The sequence below is a fragment of the Agrococcus citreus genome, from assembly GCF_039527715.1.
Lineage (GTDB): Bacteria > Actinomycetota > Actinomycetes > Actinomycetales > Microbacteriaceae > Agrococcus > Agrococcus citreus.
This window is the reverse complement of the sequence record NZ_BAAAKK010000004.1, coordinates 19918-42663: the sequence shown is the minus strand read 5'-3', so window position 1 is coordinate 42663 and position 22746 is coordinate 19918. Positions and strand designations below refer to the sequence as shown.

Genomic DNA, 22746 nt, shown 5'->3' with positions numbered 1-22746 from the left:
GCAGCCGCGAACAGATCTTCAGACAAGAGGGAAATGCATTGATCGACGCAACCACGTTCGATGAACTGCGGATCGGCCTGGCCACGGCCGACCACATCCGTGCCTGGTCCTACGGCGAGGTCAAGAAGCCGGAGACCATCAACTACCGCACGCTCAAGCCGGAGAAGGACGGCCTGTTCGGCGAGCAGATCTTCGGCCCGTCGCGCGACTGGGAGTGCGCCTGCGGCAAGTACAAGCGCGTGCGCTTCAAGGGCATCGTGTGCGAGCGCTGCGGCGTCGAGGTCACGAAGTCGTCGGTGCGCCGCGAGCGCATGGGCCACATCGAGCTCGCCGCTCCCGTCACGCACATCTGGTACTTCAAGGGCGTGCCGAGCCGTCTCGGCTACCTGCTCGACATGGCGCCGAAGGACCTCGAGAAGGTCATCTACTTCGCCGCGTACATGATCATCCGTGTCGACACGGATGCTCGTCACGAGCGCCTGCCCCAGCTGGAGCAGGAGCTGCGCCTCAAGACCAATGAGGTCGAGAAGCGCCGCGACGCCGACATCGCCGAGCGCCTCGCGCAGCTGGAGGCCGACGTGGCCCAGCTCGAGGAGGAGGGCGCCAAGGCCGACCAGAAGCGCAAGGTCCGCGACGCGGGCGAGCGCGAGATGGCACAGCTGCGCAAGATCGCCGACGACCAGATCGCTCACCTCGAGCGTGTCTTCGACGACTTCCGCACGCTGAAGGTCGGCGAGCTCAAGGCGGAGGACGCGGTCTACCACGACCTCGTCGACCTCTACGGCGAGTTCTTCGAGGGCCACATGGGCGCGGAGGCCATCAAGCTCCGCCTCCTGGCGTTCGACCTGGCCGCCGAGTCCGAGGACCTGCACAAGCAGATCGCCGAGGGCAAGGGCCAGCGCAAGATCCGTGCGATCAAGCGCCTCAAGGTCGTCAACTCGTTCCTGCAGACGGGCAACAGCCCGGCTGCGATGGTGCTCGACGTCGTCCCGGTCATCCCGCCGGAGCTGCGCCCGATGGTGCAGCTCGACGGTGGCCGCTTCGCGACGAGCGACCTGAACGACCTCTACCGCCGCGTCATCAACCGCAACAACCGACTCCGCCGCCTGCTCGACCTCGGTGCTCCCGAGATCATCGTGAACAACGAGAAGCGCATGCTGCAGGAGGCGGTCGACGCCCTGTTCGACAACGGTCGTCGTGGCCGTCCCGTCACGGGCACGGGCAACCGCGCGCTGAAGTCGCTCTCCGACATGCTCAAGGGCAAGCAGGGCCGGTTCCGCCAGAACCTGCTCGGCAAGCGCGTCGACTACTCGGGCCGCTCGGTCATCGTGGTCGGCCCGCAGCTGCAGCTGCACCAGTGCGGCCTGCCCAAGCAGATGGCGCTCGAGCTGTTCAAGCCGTTCGTCATCAAGCGCCTCATCGACCTGGGCCACTCGCAGAACATCAAGCACGCGAAGCGCATGGTCGAGCGCTCGAAGCCGCAGGTCTGGGACGTGCTCGAGGAGATCATCCGCGAGCGCCCCGTGCTGCTGAACCGCGCGCCCACGCTGCACCGGCTCGGCATCCAGGCCTTCGAGCCGCTGCTCGTCGAGGGCAAGGCCATCCAGCTGCACCCGCTCGTCTGCTCGGCGTTCAACGCCGACTTCGACGGCGACCAGATGGCTGTCCACCTGCCGCTGTCGGTCGAGGCGCAGGCCGAGGCCCGCGTGCTCATGCTCGCGTCGAACAACATCCTGAAGCCGTCCGACGGCCGTCCGGTGACCCTGCCGACCCACGAGATCGTCTCGGGCCTGCACCACCTGACGACCCTGAAGCCGGAGGGCCTCGGCAAGGGCCGTGCGTTCTCGTCGGTCGCCGAGGCGATCATGGCGATGGACCAGGGGACGCTCGACCTGGGCGCTCCCGTGCGGATCCGCCTCGAGGGCCTGGTCTTCCGCGACCAGGACCGCCCCGAGGGCTTCGTCGACGGCGAGCCGTTCCTGCACGAGACGACGCTGGGTCGCGCGCTCTTCAACGAGCTGCTGCCCGACGACTTCCCGTTCGTGGCCGAGGTCGCCGCGAAGCCGCTCATCTCGCTCATCGTGAACGCGCTCGCAGAGCGCTACCCGAAGACCGTGGTGGCCGCGACGCTCGACAAGATCAAGGACGCCGGCTTCTACTGGGCCACGCGCTCGGGCATCACGGTCGCGCTCTCCGACGTCATCACGCCTGCCCGCAAGGGCGAGATCGTGGCTGCCGCCGAGGAGTCCGCGAGCAAGGTGCAGGGCAAGTTCGAGAAGGGCCTCATCACCGACTCGGAGCGTCGCACCGACCTCACCGAGCTGTGGACCAAGGCCACCAACGAGGTGCAGAAGGCCACGCAGGAGGCGTTCGACGAGAACAACTCCATCTACCGCATGGTCACCGCCGGCGCGAACGGCAACTGGATCCAGGTGCGCAACATCACCGGCATGCGCGGTCTCGTGACCAACCCGAAGGGCGAGGTCATCCCGCGTCCGATCATCTCCTCGTACCGCGAGGGCCTGACGGTGGCGGAGTACTTCATCGCCACCCACGGTGCTCGCAAGGGCTCGGCCGACACGGCGCTCCGCACGGCCGACTCGGGCTACCTGACGCGTCGACTCGTCGACGTGTCGCAGGACGTCATCATCCGTGAGGACGACTGCGGTACCGAGCGGGGCCTCGACGCTCCGATCGCCGAGACGATCGACGGTCAGCTGATGCTGCACGAGAACGTCGAGTCGGCGGTCTACGCACGCAACCTGGCGACGGATGTCGTGGCCAAGGACGGCACGGTGCTCGCGACGGGCGGCTCCGACATCGGCGACCGCGAGATCCGCGCGTTCATCGCTGCCGGTGTCGAGTCGGTCAAGGTGCGCTCGGTGCTCACGTGCGAGTCGGCGGTCGGCGTCTGCGCCCACTGCTACGGCCGCTCGCTGGCCACCGGCAAGCTCGTCGACATCGGCGAGGCGGTCGGCATCATCGCCGCCCAGTCGATCGGCGAGCCCGGCACGCAGCTCACCATGCGCACGTTCCACACCGGTGGATCCGTGGGCGCGAGCGACATCACGCAGGGTCTGCCCCGTGTGACCGAGCTCTTCGAGGCACGCACCCCGAAGAACTCGTCGCCGATCGCCGAGGCCGCCGGCCGCGTGCGCATCGAGGAGGACGAGAAGTCGAAGCGCATCGTGCTCACGCCCGATGACGGCGAGGAGGAGTTCTCCTACCCCGTGCTGCGTCGCGCCGTGCTCGAGGTCGCCGATGGTGACCGCGTCGAGCAGGGCCAGCAGCTGCAGGTCGGCTCGGTGGACCCCAAGGAGGTGCTGCGCGTGCGCGGCGTCCGCGAGGTGCAGAAGCACCTGGTCTCGGGCGTCCAGGACGTGTACCGCTCGCAGGGTGTGCCGATCCACGACAAGCACATCGAGGTCATCGTCCGGCAGATGCTCCGCAAGGTCACGGTCGTCGACCACGGCGAGACGACGCTGCTCCCCGGCGAGCTCGTCGACCGCTCGAAGTACAACGACATCAACCGAGCGACGCTGACGGAGGGCAAGAAGACCGCCTCGGCTCGCCAGGAGGTCATGGGCATCACCAAGGCGTCGCTCGCGACGGAGTCGTGGCTGTCGGCCGCCTCCTTCCAGGAGACGACCAAGGTGCTCACCGAGGCCGCTCTGGCAGGCAAGCGCGACCCGCTGCTCGGCCTCAAGGAGAACGTCATCATCGGCAAGCTCATCCCGGCCGGCACCGGCCTGGCGCGCTACCGCGACGTCAGCGTCGAGGCGACCGAGGAGGCGAAGGCGGAGCGGTACCCGAACCGCCTGTTCGCCGACGCGGGCACCGTCGACGAGGCCGACCTCTCCTACCTCGACTTCGACGCCTTCACCGGCGGCGAGCTCGGCGAGCAGGAGCCCGGCCAGTACGTCTGACCCCCGGATCGCGGAGTGCGCGGCCGCAGGTCGCGCACTTCGAGAGCCACACGCGAAGGGCCGCACCCGAGAGGGTGCGGCCCTTCGCCGTTCCGCGGCCGCGGCAAAACGCCCGCGGGGCGGTGCGCCGCCAGGAGCCCGCCCGCCCGCGCCCCTACAATCGGCCGACGACGCGGCACCGTGCCGCCGCAGGAGGTACGACCATGAGCGACGAGCAGCCCACGTCCTGGCGCGATCGCTTCTTCGGCAGCGGACCGGCCCAGCAGCCGACGCCCGAGGCGCCCGAGACCGCCCCGCCGACCCCCTCCGGGAGCGCGGCCGAGGACGGCTCGCAGCACTCCGCGGAGCTCGCGCCCGACGAGGCCGAGGTCGCCGCGACCTCGGTCGACGAGCACGACGCGCACCAGCCGCTCGTCGAGCACGACACCGATGAGACGCGCGTCGAGCACGACGCCGACGAGCCGCGCGTCGAGCACGACGCCGACCGCGCGGCCGACAGCCCGATCGAGCCGACCGTGATCGCGCCCTCGACGCTGCGCGGCCCCTCGCACTCCGCCGCGCACCCGGACGACACCGTCCGCAGCGACGTGCGCCCCGTGCAGCAGGACGACGCCGCGACGAGCTCGCTCGAGCGCGCCGACTCGACGGACGACGACGCCGGCTCGCGTGCCGACGACGCGCCCACGCAGGCCATGCCCACCGAGCCGCCGCCCCTGGTCGAGCCCCGCCGCCCGTCGTTCGGCCTGCGCCGCCAGGGCGACGCCGTGCGCGACGCGCAGGATGCGGATGCCCCGGCATCCGAGGGCTCCGGGCTCGCCCTCGGCGGCCTCGCCGCTGCGGGCGCGATGGGCGCGGCAGCGTCCACGCGCCGCGACGCCCCGGAGCAGCGCGAGTTCGTCGAGCCCGAGCCGACGCAGGCGATCGACCAGCAGCGCAGCGATGACTCGACGCAGGTCATCGACTACGGCGCGTACACCGACGACGACACCGACACCGGCACCGGGACCGGCACGGGCGCAGGCGACACGCGCGCGATGGACGCGCAGGAGCCGCCGGCCGCGGCCACCGCCGAGACGAAGGCGCAGCGCTTCGGCATCGTCCGCGACGACGCCCAGCGGTCGCCGTCGATCCCGGTGGACGACGAGACCGCATCCGCCACCGCCGCCGGCGGCACGCCGATCGTGCTCGTCGAGGAGCCCGAGCCGCCGCGCCGCAAGGGCGCGCGCGGCGTCGGCTTCGCCGTGGCGCTGCTCGCGACGCTCATCTTCGCCGCACTCTTCGCGGCCGCGTTCTTCGCGGTCGGCTACCTCTTCGACCGCGCGTTCGACGCGACGGAGACGCTCCAGAGCGTCTGGCTGCGCCCGTCTTACCTGCTGCCGGTGATCGTCTTCTTCCTCGCGTACTGGATCGTGACGCTGATCGTCAACCGCGCCGGCTGGTGGGCGCACGTGCTCGGCGCGTTCATCGTGGCGCTGCTCGTCTACGTCGCGCACATCGGCGGCGCCTACATGGAGGCGCAGGGCGGCTGGGCCGGCTACACGGCGCTGCCGGGCATCGACGCGCAGGCGCTCGGTCAGCTGCTGCTCGCGCCGCTCTCGGTGCTCGCGTTCGTCATCGCTCGCGAGGTGCCCGTCTGGGTCGGCGGCATCGTCGCCCGCCGGGGCCGCAAGGCGCGCGAGTGGAACCGCCAGTCGATGGACGAGTTCAACGCGGAGCACGCGGAGCGGCTCGCGGCGTACGAGAGCGCCAGGGGCTGATGCCCTCGCGCTCGACGCGGTGACACCGCGTCGAGCGCGAGCCTCCGCAGCAGCGCGACCCGCGCACCTCGGTGATGGCCGGAGCGATCCGACCTCATCGCAGGGTTTCTGTTCGCTCAGGTCTGGCACAATGTGGTCGACCCAGCGCGCTCCTTGGCGACGGCTATGGATCCGGGTCGCGACAAGGGGGAGGCCAGAGTGCTTCGGTGGGTCACGCGCCATCGCAAGTCGACCGCTGCCGGTGCGCTCGTCACCGCGGTCTCCGTCGCGCTCGGCATCATCGCCTTCACGTACGACGGCTTCACCACGACCGACGTCGATCTCAACGACGGCGGCGTGTGGGTCACGAAGCAGGACTCCCAGCAGCTCGGGCGCATCAACGTGCAGGCCGAGGAGCTCGACGCCGGCTTGATCTCGCCCACCGCGAGCTTCGACGTGCTGCAGGACGACGACGCGGTGCTGCTGCACAACCGCGAGGCGTCCTCGGTGATGATCGTGGATCCGCTGCAGGTCGTCACCGGCGCGGTCGTGCAGCTGCCGCCGCAGGCCGAGATCGAGCTGGCCGGCGGCACGGTCGTCATCGTCGACACCGCGGACGGCGACGTGTGGGCGATGCCCTTCACCGACGTCGGCGGCTACTCCGCCGAGAACACCGAGCCGTTGCTCGAGCTCGGCGAGGGTGCCGCGGCCACCGTCGACCGCGACGGCACGGTGCACGCCGTCTCGACGCGCGACGGCCAGCAGCTCTCGATCGCCATCGGCGATGAGGGCTTCGACGAGCCGGCCGTGCGCGATCGCGGCGAGCTCGCCGGCATGAGCGATCCCGTCGTGACCGCGGTCGGGGATCAGCCGGTCGTGCTCGACGCGGCGACGTCGACGCTGCTCGTGCCGGGCGGCGCCGTCGAGGTGCCGGCCGATGCCGAGGTGCAGCACGTCGGCGACGCGGCCGACCGCGTGATCCTCGCGACGCCGACGTCGCTCCTCCGCCAGCCGCTCAGCGGCGGTGCGGCTGAGGTCGAGCAGCGCCAGGGTGGCGGGAAGGCCGTGCGGCCCGTGCAGCTGAACGGCTGCGTCTACGCCGTCTGGCCCGGCAGCACGCAGTTCCTGCGCGACTGCGCCGACGACGCGCGCGACCTCGATCAGCCGGTCGACGGCATCGACGGCTCCGAGATCGTCTTCCGCATCAACCGCGACGAGGTGGTGCTCAACCAGTACGTGCAGGGCTCCTCGTGGCTGCTCGCCGACACGCTCGTGCTCGTCGACAACTGGTCCGACCTCGTGCCGCCGCCGTCGGAGGAGCAGAGCGAGGAGGACGACAGCGAGTCGACCGAGGATCTGCTCACCAACCAGCCGCCGCCCATCAACGAGGAGAACACCCCGCCGATCGCGAACAACGACGACTTCGGCGCGCGCTCCGGCCGCTCGACGCTGCTGCCCGTGCTGTGGAACGACTCCGACCCGGACGGCGACGTGCTCACCGCGCGCGTGCTCGGCGACGTGCCCACGGGCGTGCAGGTCGCCCCGGTCGCGAACGACTCGCAGCTGCAGGTCGAGCTGCCCGCCGACTTCGCCCAGGGCTCGTTCACGGTCGACTACCGCGTCGCCGACGGCCGCGGCGGCGAGGCCGACGCCCGCGTCACCGTGCGCGTGCGCGGCGAGGGCGAGAACTCGGTGCCCGAGCCGATGCGCGAGCAGGCCTTCGCGGTCGAGCAGGGCGGCGAGTACGAGTACCAGGTGCTCAGCGAGTGGGTCGATCCCGACGGCGACGACATGTACCTCGTGGATGCGACGACCGAGTCGGGCGACACGATCCAGACCGATCCGTCCGGTCGCCTCGTCTACACCGCCACCGGCGACGTCGGCATCCAGACGGTCGTCGTGACCGTGTCGGACGGCCGTGCCGAGACGACTGCGGAGATCCTCGTGGACGTGCGGGAGCGGGGCGACGCGCCCCCGCTCGCGAACGCCGACTTCGTCTCGACGGTCGAGGGCAGAGAGGCGACGGTCCGTCCGCTGCTCAACGACTTCTCGCCGTCGGGCCGCGTCCTGCGGCTCGCCTCCGTCGAGCCCAACCCCGCAGTCCAGACGACCGTCGACCTCGACTCGGGCACCGTTCGAGTCACGGGCGGGCCGGTCGGCAGCCACTACCTCACCTACCTCGTCGCCGACGGCGCGCTCTCGAGCACGGGCCGCATCCGCGTCGACATCCGCACCCCCGACGACGAGGCGCGGCCCGTCGCGGTGCGCGACACGGCGCTGCTGCCGCAGCGCGGCACGGCGCTCGTCGACCTGCTCGCGAACGACGTCGATCCCGCCGGCGGCGTGCTCGTCGTGCAGCAGGTGACGATCGAGGGGTCGGCGCCCGTCACGATCGAGCTGCGCGATCGCCGCATCGTCAGCATCGTCGACGTCAGCCTCGAGACGCCGTTCCGCTTCACCTACACGGTGTCGAACGGGCGGTTCTCCGAGACGGGAACCGTCGAGGTCATCCCGGTCGCGCCTCCCACCCAGCCGCGCGCCCCGAAGGCGGTCGACGACCGGGCGACGGTGCGCGCCGGCGACTACGTGACCGTCGACGTGCTCGGCAACGACTTCTCGCCCGACGGCTCGCCCTTCCGGCTCGACCGGATCGTCGAGACGAGCTTCGCCTCCGAGGAGGAGGGCGTCGCGTTCCTCTCGGAGGGGCGCCTGCGCGTGCACGCGCTCGAGGCCGCGCCCACGCGCGCGACGGTCACCTACGAGGTGGCCGACGACTTCGGCAACCGCGACTCCGCGACCGTCGCGGTCACGATCGTGCCCCGCGAGGCCGAGCAGAACGCGCCGCCCGCACCCGAGACGGTGACGTCGCGCGTGCTCGCGGGCTCCACGGTGCGCATCCCCATCCCGCTCGACGGCATCGACCCCGACGGCGACGGCGTCGAGCTCGTCGGCTACGACACGGCGCCCGACGGCGGACGCGTGCTCTCCACGGTCGGTCCCGACTACTTCGACTTCGAGGCCTTCCCCGACAGCAGGGGCACCGTCGAGTTCACCTACCGCGTGCGCGACCGCTGGGGCGCCGACGGCACCGCCACCGTGATCATCGGCATCGCCCAGGCAGCGGACGTCAACCAGACGCCCTTCGCGCAGACCGACTTCGTCACGGTGCGGCCCGACCGCGCCGTCGCGATCGCCGTGCTCGAGAACGACACCGATCCAGACCAGGATCAGCTGACGCTCCAGTCCGACGGGCTCGAGCTGCCCGGCGATCTCGAGGGCGCCGTCGTAAACGCCGAGCGCAACACCGTCGACCTCCGCTCGCCATCGGAGCCCGGCGCGTACCAGTTCACCTACGGCGTCGTCGACGCGCGGGGCGCGGGGGCCATCGGCACGGTCATGCTCACGGTGGCGGAGGACGCGGAGCTGCAGGCGCCCGTCGCTCGCGACGATCCGCTGCCGCGCGACGAGCTCGAGCTCGAGGTGCCGCTCGACGTGCCGGTGCTCGAGAACGACCTCGACGCCGACGGCGACCCGAGCGACCTGCAGCTCTCGGTCGTCACGGGTCCCGGGCGGGTCGTCGCCGACACGATCCAGGTGACGCCGAGCGAGTCGTTCCAGGTCATCACGTACCGGGTGACCGACCTCGACGGGCTCACCGCCGAGGCGTTCGTCTCGGTGCCGCCCGTGCGCGACCGCGCGCCGTTCCTGCACCGGACCGAGCCCTTCCAGGTCCCCTCGGGTGAGCTCCGACCGATCGAGCTCCGCGACTACGTCACCGTCTCGACCGCCAACCCGCCCCGGATCACGACGGGCGAGTCGGTCACCGCCGTCAACGACGACTCCAGCGGGCTGATCGTCGACAACGACACGCTGCAGTTCCGATCGGTGCTCGGCTACGTCGGGCCCGCGTCGATCACCTTCGAGGTGACCGACGGCACCGGTCCCGACAACGGCAACATCGCGACGCTCACCATCCCGATCGACGTCGTCCCGTCGAGCGCGGTGCCGCCGACCTTCGCCGGCGCCGTGCTCCGTCCCGAGCAGGGCGAGGGACCCGCGACGTTCGACCTGCACGACGCCACATCCGATCCGGATCCGGGCGACCTCGAGGAGATGCGCTTCGAGCTGCGGGGCGGCTCGATGACGGGCGTCGCGACCTCGCTCTCCGACGACGGCGTCTTCTCGGCGACGGCAGCGGTCGACACCGCTGCCGGCACGACCGGCTCCTTCCAGATCGCGGCGATCGATCCCTTCGGCAACGAGGCGCAGGGCACCGTCATCGTCGAGGTCGTCGCGACGAACCGCCCGCTCGCGCAGGCACTGCCCAACACGGGCGAGGCGACGGCGAGCGTGCCCTTCACGCTCGACGTGGTCAGCGACGACTTCAACCCGTACCAGAACGATGGGCGTCCCCTCCGGATGATCTCGGCCGAGGTCGTGGCCGGTGAGGCGAGCGGCATCTCGCACAACGACCGCGAGGTGACGGTCACGCCGGCCGCGGACTTCTCGGGCGTGCTGACGGTGCGCTACACCGTGCAGGACGCGACCGAGCGGGTCGACCGCCAGGTGACCGGCACGCTGACCCTCAACGTCAAGGCCCGGCCGGATGCGCCGCCGCGCCCGAACGTCGACGCGGTGGGCGACTCGCAGGTGACGCTCACGTGGGCGCCGCCGTCGGCGAACGGCGCGCCGATCATCCGGTACATCGTGCAGTCGACCGACGGGGCGATCAGCTTCCCGTGCTCGTCGACGACGTGCACCGTGACCGGTCTCGTGAACAACACGACGTACCGCTTCCAGGTCGTCGCGGAGAACGAGGTCGGCCTCTCCGACCCGTCGACCGCGTCGAACGACGCCCGCCCCGACGTGCGGCCGGAGCAGCCTGGGCCCCCGAGCGTCGTGCGCGGCGACACGCAGCTCATGCTCTCGTGGCAGCCGCCGGTGAACCGCGGCTCGCCGATCCAGAGCTACGTCGTCGAGATCTCGCCGCCCGCGCCCGGTGGCGTCGTGCAGCAGCAGGCGGCGGGCACGAGCCACACCTGGACCGGGCTCACGAACGGCGTCGCCTACACGTTCCGCATCCAGGCGGTGAACCTCGCCGACGAGCCGAGCGACTTCTCGGCCTACTCGCAGGCCGTCACGCCCGCCGGTCCGCCCACGCAGGTGCAGGGCGTGAGCGCGACTCCCAACCGGAGCATCCCGGGCGAGGTCCAGATGCAGGTGACGTGGACGGCGCCCAACGAGAACGGCGCGGCGATCACGGGCTACACCGTGACGCCCTCGAATGGCGCGACGCCCGCGCAGGCGACCGGCACCACCGCGAGCTTCAGCTTCGCCGCGACGGGCGAGAACGTCACCTTCACGGTGACCGCGACGAACGATGCCGGCACGAGCGTGCCGTCGGCGCCATCGGCGCCGGTGCGGGTGTTCACCGCGCCCGCGGCGCCCTCGGGGGTCGCGGCGACCGAGGGGGACACCAACTCGACGGTGTCGTTCACCCCGGGCAGCACCAACGGCGCGCGTGCCAACGAGGTGCAGTACCAGGTGAGCGTCAACGGCGGCGGCTGGCAGGCGATCGCCGCCGGCGGCGGCGTGGTCGGCGGACTCGCGAACAACGGCGGCCCGTACTCGTTCGTGGTGCGCGCGGTCACGACGATCGACGGCCAGCAGTACGCCGGAGCCTCGTCGGGAGCATCGAACGCCGTTCGGCCCTACGGCGCCATCGGCGCGCCCACGGCGAGCGGGACCGGTCAGGTCGAGCAGGTGACGTTCACCTGGTCGGCGCCGGCGCGCAACGGTCGCAACATCTCGACGCGCATCCGCATCGGCAACGGCAACTGGCAGAGCGTCGGCAACACCGGCACCCAGTCGGCGTCGGCGAACGGCGGCCAGACCGTGACGATCACGGTCGAGTCGACGACCGGTGCCGCCGAGGCCGGGCACGGGGCGCAGACGACGACCACGACGGCCCAGGCGACCGCGCAGGAGCGGCTCAACCCGAGCGTCTCGCTTAGCAGGGGTGGGGTCGCCTACGCGGGCTCGTGCCAGGGCGCCAACGGCGAGCAGTGCCGGTGGTACGAGCTCAACTGGCGCGACTTCGAGCCCGGCATCTACAACTTCACGTGCCACAACACCGGCTCGGCCAACAACGCGAACAACCCGTTCGAGACCGGCCGAGTGAACATCACCACTCGCAACGGCAGCACCACCGCCGAGTACCAGGGCGAGCCGGGCGACACCAACACGTGCTTCTCGGGCTTCGCGGGCCAGGCGTGGATGCGCGTCTGGGGCAACGGGATCGACCTCAACACCCCGAGAGTGAACTGGCCATGATCACGATAGGAACACGATGAGCAGCACCATGACCCGCGAGCAGGCCGCCTGGTTCGCCGAGACGTTCACGCGCCTCGTCGACAACGTCGGCACCGTCGTGCTCGGCAAGGACGCGGTCATCCGCCTCGCCTTCACGGCGATGCTCGCCGAGGGCCACCTGCTGCTCGAGGACGCGCCCGGCACCGGCAAGACGCAGTTGGCGAAGTCGATGGGCGCCACGGTGCAGGGCACGAACCACCGCATCCAGTTCACGCCCGACCTGCTGCCCTCCGACGTCACCGGCGTCACCGTGTACGACCAGAAGACGGGCGAGTTCGAGTTCCACAAGGGGCCGATCTTCGCCTCGATCGTGCTCGCCGACGAGATCAACCGCGCGAGCCCGAAGACGCAGTCGGCGCTGCTCGAGGTCATGGAGGAGGGGCGCGTGACGGTCGACGGCACGCCCTACAGCGTCGGCCGCCCGTTCATGGTCATCGCCACCCAGAACCCCATCGAGCAGGCCGGCACCTACCGGCTGCCCGAGGCGCAGCTCGACCGGTTCCTCATGAAGACGTCGATCGGCTACCCCGGCCGCGAGCAGACCGTCCGCATCCTCGCGGGCTCGGCGAACCGCAACGCCTCGTCGACCGTGCAGCCCGTCATCACGACCGGCGCGATCGCCGAGATGATCGACCTCGCCGCGACCGTGCACGTCGACGACGCGGTGCTCGACTACGTCGCGCAGCTCGCCGAGCACACGCGCGACTCGAAGGACACCCGACTGGGCGTCTCGGTGCGCGGCGCCATGGCGCTCATCCGGGCGGTCAAGGTCTCGGCGGCGAGCAAGGGCCGCGCGTTCGTGCTGCCCGACGACGTCAAGGAGCTCGCGCAGGCGGTGTGGGCGCACCGGATCGTCATCGATCCCGAGGCCGAGTTCTCGGGCGTCACGGGCGACCGCATCATCGACCGCGCGATCGCCGACGTCTCGGCGCCGCAGGACCGGCAGCACGCTGCATGACGCAGGCGCCCGCGCGGGCGACCTCCACTCCCGCACCTGATCCTGACACCGGCACGTCCACCGGCTCGTCGACCCGCACCGCGACCGGCTCGGCCTCCGACACGACGCGGCTCCGGCGAGCCGTCGAGCGCGAGCGCACGCCGATGCAGCGCGTGCGCGATCGGATCGTCGGCGAGGAGTCGGTGGTCGCCGAGGGCGCCGCTCGCGCCTCCGCCTGGCTGCGCCGCGTCGTCTGGCCCGCGATCGAGCCCATCACCGGCTTCGGCTGGGCCGTGCTCGTCGGCACGGTCGCGTCGCTTGTCGCGGGGCTCATGCTCGGGTGGAAGGAGCTCATCGTCATCGGCATCGCGGGTGCGCTGCTGCTGCTCGCCGCGATCGCGTTCATCATCGGCCGAAACCGGTACCGCATCGAGCTCGACCTCGCCTACACGCGCGTCGTCGTGGGGGAGCGGGCGCTCGGCCGCATCGAGATCCACTCCGCGTCGCAGAAGCCGCTGCTGCCCGCCACGATCGAGGTGCCCGTCGGCCGCGCGCTCGCCTCGTTCCACCTGCCCAGGATGCAGCCGGGCGACGTGCACGAGGACGTCTTCGCCATCCCGACCAGCCGTCGCACGATCCTGCAGGTCGGTCCCGTGCGGTCGGTGCGCGGCGACCCCGTGGGGCTGCTGCGCCGTCAGGTGAAGTGGACCGACCCGGTCGAGCTCTTCGTGCATCCGAAGACGGTGCAGCTCGACGAGACGGCGCCCGGGCTCATCCGCGACCTCGAGGGCATCACGACCCGCGACCTGACGAACAGCGACATCGCGTTCCACGCGCTGCGCGACTACGTCGCGGGCGACGACCGCCGCTACATCCACTGGAAGTCGTCCGCGCGCACCGGGCAGCTCATGGTGCGGCAGTTCGAGCAGACGCGCCGCAGCGTGCTCGCGCTCGGCCTGTCGACGTCGATCGACGACTACGCCGACCCGCTCGAGTTCGAGACCGCCATCTCGATCCTGGGCTCGCTCGGCATCCAGGCGGTGCGCGACGAGATGGACCTCGTCGTGCAGACCTCCCGCGGCACGCTGCCCGCGACGACCGGCAAGCGCCTGCTCGACGCGCTCTCCGGCGTCGACTGGTCGCCGCGGCACGACCGCTTCCTCGACCTCGCGGCGACGATCGCGCGGCAGCACGCCGGCGCCTCCGTGATCATGCTGCACGCCGGCGCGACCATCGACCCCGCGCTCGTGCGGCGCGCGCGGACGCTGCTGCCGACGCAGGCCCGCGTCATCGTCTTCACCGTCGTGAAGGGCGCGAAGCCGAGGCTGCAGCCGATCGGCGACGTCGCGCTCGCGACGCTCGGCTCGGTGAGCGACCTGCCGCGCATCATGCGAGGGGTGGCGCTGCAGTGAGCGACCTCCCGGTGCATGACCCCGCAGCGCGCTCCGACCGGCTGCTGCCGCGCACGACCACGCAGGCCGCGATCGACTGCGGCGCGATCCTCCTCGTCATGCTCGCGGCGACGCTGTCGTTCGGGCCCGTCTTCGGCGGCACCGCCTACCTCGTCGCCGGTCTCGGCGCGACCGTGCTCGGCATCGGCGTGGGCGTCGCGACCTCGCTGCGACCGCTCCGCGGCTGGCTCATGACCGCTGCCGGGATCGTGCTCGTGCTCGTGGTGTTCGGGCCCGCGCTCGCGGTGCCGCGCTCGACGATCGCGGGCGTCATCCCGACGCTCGACGCGTGGCGCGAGCTGCTGCTCGGCGTCGTCTACTCGTGGAAGGGCCTGCTCACCGCGGAGCCGCCGGCCGAGGGGTTCCCGAGCCTGCTCGTCGTGCCGTTCCTCACGATGCTGCTGTGCTCGTCGATCGCGACGGTGCTCGCGCTGCGCCTGCGTCGGGGAGCGCCGTTCGCGATGCTCCCGGGCGTCGTCGCGCTCGTCGTCGGCATCACGTTCGGCACGAAGATCGCCTTCTGGCCGGCGGCGCTCGGCGTCGTCGTCGCCGGCGTCATCGTGGCGTGGTGCGCGTGGCGCCGCGCCGGCTGGCGCACGGGACTCAACGACGAGGTCGAGGTCACGAACGACTCCCGCCGGCGCGGGCGCGCACGGCGCGACCGCACGCGCGGCGCCGTCGCGATGATCGCGGGCGCGCTGCTCGTGGCCGGCCTCGTCAGCATCCCCATCCAGCCGCACGACCGAGCCGTGCTGCGCGACGTCGTCGAGCCGCCCGTCGAGCTCGCCGAGTATCCGAGCCCGCTCGCCGGCTACCGCAACTGGCTCAAGAACTTCGAGGACGAGACGCTCCTCACCGTCGCCGGCATGCCGGAGGACGGCCGCCTCCGCCTCGCGACCTTCGACTACTACGACGGCACGGTCTACGCAGTCGCGGGAGCCCAGCAGTCGAGCGGATCGGGCTCGTTCGCGCGCATCGGCGACGAGGTGCTCGTGCAGCAGTCCGGCACCCCGGCGACCGTGCGCGTCGAGGTGCAGGACTACTCGGGCATCTGGGTGCCCGACGTCGGCTTCCTGCAGTCGCTGCGGTTCGAGGGGCCGCGAGCCGACGACCTGCAGGGCTCGCTGCACTACAACGGGCAGACGGGCACGGCCATCGCGCTCGACGGGCTCGGCGCGGGCGACGCGTACGAGCTCGAGGCGATCGTGCCGACGCAGCCGTCGAACGACGAGCTCGAGCGGGCGACGGTCACCGACCTGCAGGTGCCGGATCCGGCGATCGTCCCCGACCTGTTGCAGGCGTGGGTCGTGCAGCACGGCGTCAACGGCCGCAACCAGCTCGAGAACATCCAGGCGATGCAGCGGATGATGCAGGCGGGCAGCTTCAGCCACGGGCTCGAGGACGACACCATCCCGTCGCTCGCGGGCCACGGCGCCTCGCGCGTGCAGTCGATGTTCGAGCAGGAGGTGCTCGTCGGCGACGACGAGCAGTACGCGGTCGCGTTCGCGCTCGCCCTCTCGCGCATCAACGTGCCGTCGCGCGTCGTCATGGGCCTCTACCCCGACGACGGCTTCCCGGGCGGCGACCAGTCGGTCGAGCTGACCGGCGGCGACATGCACGCGTGGGTCGAGGTGCCGTTCGAGGGACTCGGCTGGGTGCGCTTCGACCCGACGCCGCCGGAGGACAACGACGAGATCCAGCCCGAGCCCGAGCCGCAGCCCGAGCCGAAGCCGCAGGTGCTGCAGCCCCCGCAGCCGCCCGAGGAGCCGGCGGAGATGTCGCCCGACACCGTCGCCGAGGAGGGCGAGGAGGACGAGGAGGAGCTCGAGGACGCGTCGTGGATGCTGTGGCTGTGGATCGGGGGCGGGGCGCTGCTCGTGCTGCTCCTGCTGCTGCTGCCGTTCCTCGTCGTCGGTGCGCTCAAGGCCGCCCGCCGCAAGCGCCGCTACCGCGCCGAGCGCGAGAGCCAGCGCCTCGCCGGAGGTTGGCACGAGGTGATCGACGAGGCGGTCGACCTGGGCCTGCCCGTGCCCGCCGGCGTCACCCGCCGCGAGGTCGCCGCGGTCGTGGAGGATCGCTACCCTCGATCGAGAGCGACCGAGATCGGCGACTTCGTCGACGAGGGCGTCTTCGGTCCCGGTGAGCCGGATCCGCGTGACGTCGACGCGTTCTGGCTCGACGTCGAGCGCAGCGTCAAGGGGATGCGCTCGGAGGCATCGGCGCGCTCGAGGCTGCTCGGCAGGCTGTCGCTGCGGTCGTTCGCCCGACGGAGGAGAGAGCGGAGACGCCGATGATCTGGGAGATCGACGAGAGCCGGAAGGTCGTCGAGGGACTCGACGACGACGGTCGACCCGACCCGGCGTACGCGGCGGCGCTCGGGCTGCGGCCCGCGCCGCTCGGCCGTCGCGCGCTCGCCTCGATCATCGAGTTCGCGTTCTACAGCCTGCTGCAGCTGCCCTACTGGCTCGTCGCGCTGCCGACGCTCATCAAGGTCGCGACCGGCTCGCTGCAGCCGTACGGCCTCGCGAGCCACCCGAACCTGGTCTGGATGATCGTCGCGACCGCGGCCTCCGCGGTGCTGACGACCGCGTTCACCGTCGTGCAGATCGTCCTCCACGGCCGCAAGGGCGTGACCCTCGGCAAGGCGCTCACGGGCATCCGCAGCATCAACGTCGCCACGCTCGCGCGGCCGGGCATCGGCAGGGCGCTCGTGCGAGCGCTCGTGCTCTGGGCGATCTTCCTCGTGCCCGTCATCGGTCCCGTGCTGTTCTTCGTCTCGCCGCTGCTCGATCGTGAGAAGCGGGGACGCGGGTGGCTCGACAAGGTCGGCGGCACGTGGTTCGTCGACGTCAGGGACGGCCTCGACCCCTACCACGACAAGAAGATGCGCATCGCGCGGAAGACGGTCTCGGCGGAGCCCGAGGCCGCGAAGTCGGAGCTCCCGTCGCTCGCGACCCCTGCCGGCAGCCTGGCGCAGGCGTACCGGCCCGGCGCCCGCATCAGCTCGGGCGTCGTCGGCGCCGCGCGTCCCCAGCAGCTCCACACCGAGCAGGTGGGTCTCGTCGCGCAGCCGGTCCAGGACGCGCCGTCGCACACGGTGCCCGGCATGCCCGCGGGCGGCGCGCGCCTCGGGGGCTACCGACCGGGGGGCTACCGACCGGGCGAGCTGAGCGGCGCCGCCCGCGCCGNNNCTGAGCGCCCCCCCCCGCCCCGACGACGAGCGTCAGCCCTGGGCGGCGCCCGCAGCGCCGCAGCCGTCAGCGCCGCAACCCGCGGCCCCCCAGCACTCCGCGCCGCAGCCCGCAGCGCCGCAGCCGATCGCGAGCGCGCCCCCGGGACCGTCGCCGGCCGCACCCGCCCCGGCGCCCGTCGCGCCCGCGAGCACGAGCGCGATCCGCGACGAGACCGTGGTCGAGCCCGACATCGACGGCATCGACGACCGCACCGTGCGGCGCGTCGAGGTCGACGACGACGACCTCGACGTCACGCGCGCGCGGCCCGGCCGCCGGCCCGCCGGCGCGACGCTCGCGTTCGACACCGGCGACCGCTTCGCGCTCACCGGGGCGGCGCTCATCGGGCGCAACCCGTCGCCGAGCGCCGGGGAGGTCGTCGAGCACCTGCTGCCGCTCACCGACGACACGCGCACGGTGTCGAAGACGCACGTGCTCGTGACCGTCGCGCCGCTCGCCGTCGTCGACCGCGCATCCACGAACGGCTCGGCCGTCGTGCGTGCAGGCGTCGAGCAGCAGCTCGAGCCGGGGCGGCCGTTCGCGCTCGAGCCCGGCGACGTCGTCCGCTTCGGCGACCGCACCTTCACGATCGAGGCCACCGCATGAGCGCCATCGGAGAGTTCCGCTTCAGCCACCCGTCGATCTCGCTGCGCTGGGCGGGCGCGACGCACGCGGGCATGCGCCGCACCGTGAACGAGGACTCGGTCTTCGCGTCCTTCCCCGTCTTCGTCGTCGCCGACGGGATGGGCGGCCACGCCGCGGGCGACGTCGCGAGCACCCTCGCGGTGGAGGCCTTCCGCAGCCTGAAGGGCCGCGCGCTCGCCGACGTCGAGTGCGTCGAGGCGGCCGTCGAGCGCGCGTTCGAGCAGGTGCGGGCGCGAGCGGCAGACGAGGAGATCGGCGGCACCACGCTCTCGGGGTCGGTGCTCGTCGACGTCGCGGGCGTCGCTCACTGGCTCGTGCTCAACATCGGCGACTCCCGCACCTACCTGTTCGAGCACGGCCGCCTCGAGCAGATCACCGTCGACCACTCGATCGTGCAGGAGCTCGTCGAGACCGGCGCCATCCTGCGCGCCGATGCCCGCAGGCATCCGCACCGCAACGTCATCACGCGAGCGCTCGGCGCGGGCGAGCGACAGCCCGCCGACGCGTGGCTGCGGCCGGCCGAGCGCGGGCAGCGGCTGCTCGTCTGCTCCGACGGCCTCACGGGCGAGGTCGACGACGGCGAGATCGCGGAGATCCTCCGCGACGTTGCGGCACCGTCCGCGGCAGCGGCCCTGCTGCTGCGCAGGGCGCTCGACGCCGGGGCGCCCGACAACGTCTCGATCGTCGTGGTCGACGTCGACGCGGTCGCGCTCGCCGACGAGGAGCTGTTCGACACGCAGGCGCATCAGCTCGACGACACCATCCCGAGGGGAGCGCGAGCATGAGCGCACGCATCGAGTACGCGCCGGGCGAGGCCTGGTGCATCGCCGCCGGACGAGTCGTGCTGGTCTGCGAGCGGGACCTGCCCGCCGTGCGCGCGCGGGCGCTCCATGACGCGGCAGCCGTGGTCGACTCCGTCGACGCCCTCCGCACCGTGCTCGAGCTCGAGCCGGCCGCGCTGCTCGGCGCCGTCGACCTCGACGAGGGACGCATGCTGCTGCGCCGCCACGGCGTGCCCGCGACCGCCGACGACGCGCCGCTCGCCGACCGGTACGGCGCCGAGTGGCAGCTCGACGAGGCCGCCGCGACCGCGACCCTCGCCGCGGGCGCGCTCGCGGCGCTCAGCGCCGACGTGCTGCCGCTCGGCAGCGGTGTCGTGCGCGTCGCGGCCGTGCGGGTCGCGCCGCGCTCGCCGGACGCGTCAGCGGATGCGACCGCAGCCGCCGTCGAGGAGCCTCCCGTCACCGCCCCGCCCGAGTCGCGCACCGGCGCGTTCGGCGAGACGATGCCGCCGCGCGCGAGCGAGGAGCACGTCGCGGTCGAGCAGGACGGCGTCGAGGCGATCGCGCCGGAGCCGGCGCAGCCTGTGCAGCCGCCGCAGCCCGCGGAGCCGGTGCAGCCGGCGCAGCCTGCAGAGCCGCCGCAGCCGGCCGCTGTCGCGGCGCCGCTCCAGCCCGCTGAGCCACGACCGGCGCCGAATCCCATCGGCGGCCTCATCGACTCCGTGCCCGGATTCATTCGCCCGGCCGTCGACTTGCGTGCCGCCGAGCCGGCGGCGGAGGCCGCTCCGCCGGCAGCGCCGGCCGGCGACGACGCGGGCGATCACGACGGCATGACCATCACCGCCGAGCAGGCACGCAGGCTGCAGGAGGAGCGCGCTCGCGCCGGCGCGCAGCCGGGCGCCGATCCGCAGGGCGCGCCCGCGCACGACGGCTCGCCGAGCGCCCCGGCCACGGGGCCGCTCGTGCTCTCGACGCTCTGCCCCAGCGGGCACGTCAACGCGCCCGGCACGCGCGAGTGCATGCAGTGCGGCGAGCCCGTCGACGACGGCTCGGCGGCGCAGCGCCGCCGGCCGGAGGTCGCCGTCGCGGTGCTCCCGACCGGCGAGCGGATCCCGCTCGGCCGCGGCGTCGTGCTCGGCCGTCGACCGCGATCCCGTCGAGCCGAGGACGGTCGCGTGCCGCGGCTCGTGACGGTGGAGAGCCCGGGGGAGGACATCTCGCGGAGCCACCTCGAGCTGCGCGTCGAGGACTGGAACCTCGTCGGGATCGACCTCAGCTCGACGAACGGCACGCTGCTGCTGCGCGAGGGCGCGGCGCCGCAGCGCCTCCGCCCCGAGGCGTCGACGATCCTGCAGCTGGGCGACCGGCTCGACATGGGTGACGGCGTCGTGGTGACGATCGAGCCCGCGACGATCGAGCCCGCGACCGGCGAGCCGGCGCTGTGAGCCCGAAGCGCGCGCCCTCGGCACCCCCGGCGCTCCCCGGCTACGACTACGTGTCGCTGCTCGGCTCGGGCGGCTTCGCCGACGTCTTCCTCTATCAGCAGCTGCTGCCGTCGCGGAAGGTCGCGATCAAGGTGCTGCTGCCCGACGCCGTCAACCGCGAGCTGATCGAGAACTTCCGGCACGAGGCCAACGTGATGGCCCAGCTGTCGACGCATCCGTCGATCGTCACGATCTACGGCGCCGCCGTCGCACCCGACGGCCGGCCGTTCCTCGCGATGGAGTACTGCTCGAAGCCCAACCTCGGCGTGCGGTACCGGCGCGACCGGTTCGCGGTGCCCGAGGTGCTCTCGCTCGGCGTGCAGATCGCCGGCGCGGTCGAGACCGCCCACCGCGCGGGCATCCTGCACCGCGACATCAAGCCCGCGAACATCCTCGTGACCGCCTACAACCGGCCGGCCCTCACCGACTTCGGCATCGCCACGAGCGCCGGCGCGTCGGACGACGCGAGCGGCATGTCGATCCCGTGGTCGCCGCCCGAGGCGTTCCAGGACCCGCCGAGGTCGAGCCCCGCATCCGACGTCTTCTCGCTCGCGGCGACGCTGTGGACGCTGCTCGCGGGCCGCACGCCCTTCGAGCTGCCTGGCGGCAGCAACACGAGCGTCGACCTCATCGACCGCTCCCAGCGCGGCGAGATCTCACCGCTCGCCCGCCACGACGTGCCCCCGAAGCTCGAGGCGGTGCTCGCGTCGGCGATGGACCCCGACCCCTCGCGCCGCTACGCGACGGCGGTCGCCTTCGGCCGAGCGCTGCAGCAGGTCGAGGCCGAGATGGCGCTGCCCGTGACGCCGCTCGACGTGCTCGACGACTCCCTCGAGCCCGACGCGGTCGACGAGGAGGACGGCGGCGCGACGCGCATCCGCGGCGTCGTCTCGATCGACCCGCACGCCAGCGAGCCCGTGCCGAGCATGGCGGTGGCCGGCCGCGGCGTCGACCTCGGCGATGCGACCGTCCGCAGGCCCATGCCCGGTGCCGCGGTCGGCGCGCCGATGGCCGCCCCCGCGCCCGAGCCGGCCCCGCCATCGCCGGCATCGCGGCGGCGCACGCTCGCGACCGTCATCGGCAGCGCGCTCGTCGTGCTCGTCGGCGGCGGCATCGTGTGGATGGCGCTCGCGGCGGGCGGGCAGACGCAGCCGCCCGCGAGCCCCACGCAGACGGTCGCGGGCCCGCAGACCTCCCAGCGCCCGCCCGCCCCGATCGCCCTCACGGGCGAGGTCGAGGGCGACACGGTCGTCTTCTCGTGGACCAACCCGCAGCCGCAGGAGGGCGACGCCTTCCAGTACCGCTACGAGCGCAGCGGCGCCGACCCGATCACGTCGACGGTCCCGTCGCCCTCGGTGACGCTCGAGCGCGACCCCGACGGCGAGTCGTGCATCCTCGTGAGCCTCGTCCGGGCCGACGGCCGATCGTCCAACGACACGAGAGGATGCGTCGATGGCTGAGGCGCCCCAGCTGCAGCTCGAGTTCGCGGGGGAGTGGATGACGCTCGACCCCTCGCGGCCGTTCGTCATCGGCCGCGAGGGCGACCTGACGGTCGACGACAACCAGTACCTGCACCGCGCGTTCCTCGAGCTGCGCCACGTCGACGGCCTGTGGTGGCTGTCGAACGTCGGCTCGCGGCTCTCCGCGACGATCTCGAGCGGCGGCGGCGCGGTGCAGTCGTGGCTCTCGCCCGGCGCACGCCTGCCGATCGTCTTCTCGGAGTGCTCGATCGTCTTCACCGCGGGGCCCACGACCTACGAGATCGGCGTGCACTCCGACGACGCCGCGTTCGCGATGTCGACGGAGCACCGCCGGCGCTCCTCCGGCGAGACGACCGTGATGCCCGTCGGGCTCACGGAGCTGCAGAAGCTGCTCATCGTGGCGCTCGCCGAGCCCATGCTGCGGCGCGACGGCGTGGGCGTGAGCGAGCTGCCCTCGAGCGGCGCGGCCGCCGAGCGGCTCGGGTGGACCATGAGCCGCTTCAACCGCAAGCTCGACAACGTGTGCGACAAGCTCGACCGGATGGGCGTGCAGGGGCTGCGCGGCGGCGTCGGCAAGCTCGCGAGCAACCGCCGCGCGCGGCTCGTCGAGTACGCCGTCTCCTCCCAGCTCGTCACCCGCAGCGACCTCTCGCTGCTCGACGACCCCGCGCTCCGCAGCGCGGACGACCAGGACTGATCGGA

General features: G+C 72.3%; 11 protein-coding genes and 1 pseudogene. All 12 read left to right on the top strand.

The annotated features are described in order from the left end of the window. Window positions 1–38: 38 nt before the first annotated feature. The 12 genes and pseudogenes from rpoC to ABD106_RS07150 all read left to right on the top strand — a co-directional run bounded on the left by rpoC (window position 39) and on the right by ABD106_RS07150 (window position 22741). Entirely contained in the window at window positions 39–3926 is a 3888-nt protein-coding gene (gene rpoC / locus ABD106_RS07205) for a DNA-directed RNA polymerase subunit beta' (RefSeq protein ID WP_343918862.1), read from the top strand. A gap of 203 nt (window positions 3927–4129) precedes the next feature. After that, complete coding sequence (locus ABD106_RS07200; protein ID WP_343918860.1) at window positions 4130–5683, top strand: hypothetical protein; 1554 nt, start codon at window positions 4130–4132, stop codon at window positions 5681–5683. 165 nt (window positions 5684–5848) lie between these two features. Then, on the top strand, window positions 5849–11995 hold the full coding sequence (locus ABD106_RS07195; RefSeq protein WP_343918858.1) for an Ig-like domain-containing protein: 6147 nt from the start codon (window positions 5849–5851) through the stop codon (window positions 11993–11995). A 16-nt stretch (window positions 11996–12011) separates the two neighbouring features. Beyond that, window positions 12012–12992 carry an AAA family ATPase gene (locus ABD106_RS07190; protein WP_343918856.1) on the top strand — a complete coding sequence of 327 codons (981 nt, stop codon included), beginning with the start codon at window positions 12012–12014 and terminating at the stop codon, window positions 12990–12992. After that, window positions 12989–14383 carry a DUF58 domain-containing protein gene (locus tag ABD106_RS07185; protein WP_343918854.1) on the top strand — a complete coding sequence of 465 codons (1395 nt, stop codon included), beginning with the start codon at window positions 12989–12991 and terminating at the stop codon, window positions 14381–14383. Before ABD106_RS07190 ends, ABD106_RS07185 begins: the two co-directional genes overlap by 4 nt. Window positions 14384–14394: 11 nt before the next feature. After that, entirely contained in the window at window positions 14395–16716 is a 2322-nt protein-coding gene (locus ABD106_RS07180) for a transglutaminase TgpA family protein (RefSeq protein ID WP_343918852.1), read from the top strand. Continuing rightward, a pseudogene (locus tag ABD106_RS14555) lies at window positions 16713–17192 on the top strand (RDD family protein); the annotation flags it as partial. The gene ABD106_RS07180 and the pseudogene ABD106_RS14555, both read left to right, overlap by 4 nt. 637 nt (window positions 17193–17829) lie before the next feature. Continuing rightward, window positions 17830–18258, top strand: a complete 429-nt coding sequence (locus tag ABD106_RS07170; protein ID WP_343918848.1) for an FHA domain-containing protein — start codon at window positions 17830–17832, stop codon at window positions 18256–18258. After that, window positions 18255–19082, top strand: a complete 828-nt coding sequence (locus tag ABD106_RS07165; protein WP_343918846.1) for a PP2C family protein-serine/threonine phosphatase — start codon at window positions 18255–18257, stop codon at window positions 19080–19082. Before ABD106_RS07170 ends, ABD106_RS07165 begins: the two co-directional genes overlap by 4 nt. After that, the gene (locus ABD106_RS07160) at window positions 19079–20524 is read left to right on the top strand and encodes an FHA domain-containing protein (RefSeq protein ID WP_343918844.1); all 1446 of its coding nucleotides are present in this window, start codon (window positions 19079–19081) and stop codon (window positions 20522–20524) included. Before ABD106_RS07165 ends, ABD106_RS07160 begins: the two co-directional genes overlap by 4 nt. Further along, window positions 20521–22023, top strand: a complete 1503-nt coding sequence (locus tag ABD106_RS07155; protein ID WP_343918842.1) for a serine/threonine-protein kinase — start codon at window positions 20521–20523, stop codon at window positions 22021–22023. Before ABD106_RS07160 ends, ABD106_RS07155 begins: the two co-directional genes overlap by 4 nt. Continuing rightward, complete coding sequence (locus tag ABD106_RS07150) at window positions 22016–22741, top strand: FHA domain-containing protein (RefSeq protein WP_425545731.1); 726 nt, start codon at window positions 22016–22018, stop codon at window positions 22739–22741. The genes ABD106_RS07155 and ABD106_RS07150 overlap by 8 nt, the downstream gene beginning before the upstream one ends. The last annotated feature ends 5 nt before the right edge of the window (window positions 22742–22746 follow it).

What these genes read in the sequence shown, in the direction of transcription:
- ABD106_RS07200 (WP_343918860.1), top strand. Translation starts at nt 4,130, where the DNA reads ATGAGCGACGAGCAGCCCACGTCCTGGCGCGATCGCTTCTTCGGCAGC.
- ABD106_RS07165 (WP_343918846.1), top strand. Translation starts at nt 18,255, where the DNA reads ATGAGCGCCATCGGAGAGTTCCGCTTCAGCCACCCGTCGATCTCGCTG.
- ABD106_RS07150 (WP_425545731.1), top strand. Translation starts at nt 22,016, where the DNA reads ATGGCTGAGGCGCCCCAGCTGCAGCTCGAGTTCGCGGGGGAGTGGATG.
- ABD106_RS07185 (WP_343918854.1), top strand. Translation starts at nt 12,989, where the DNA reads ATGACGCAGGCGCCCGCGCGGGCGACCTCCACTCCCGCACCTGATCCT.
- ABD106_RS07190 (WP_343918856.1), top strand. Translation starts at nt 12,012, where the DNA reads ATGAGCAGCACCATGACCCGCGAGCAGGCCGCCTGGTTCGCCGAGACG.
- ABD106_RS07195 (WP_343918858.1), top strand. Translation starts at nt 5,849, where the DNA reads ATGGATCCGGGTCGCGACAAGGGGGAGGCCAGAGTGCTTCGGTGGGTC.
- ABD106_RS07160 (WP_343918844.1), top strand. Translation starts at nt 19,079, where the DNA reads ATGAGCGCACGCATCGAGTACGCGCCGGGCGAGGCCTGGTGCATCGCC.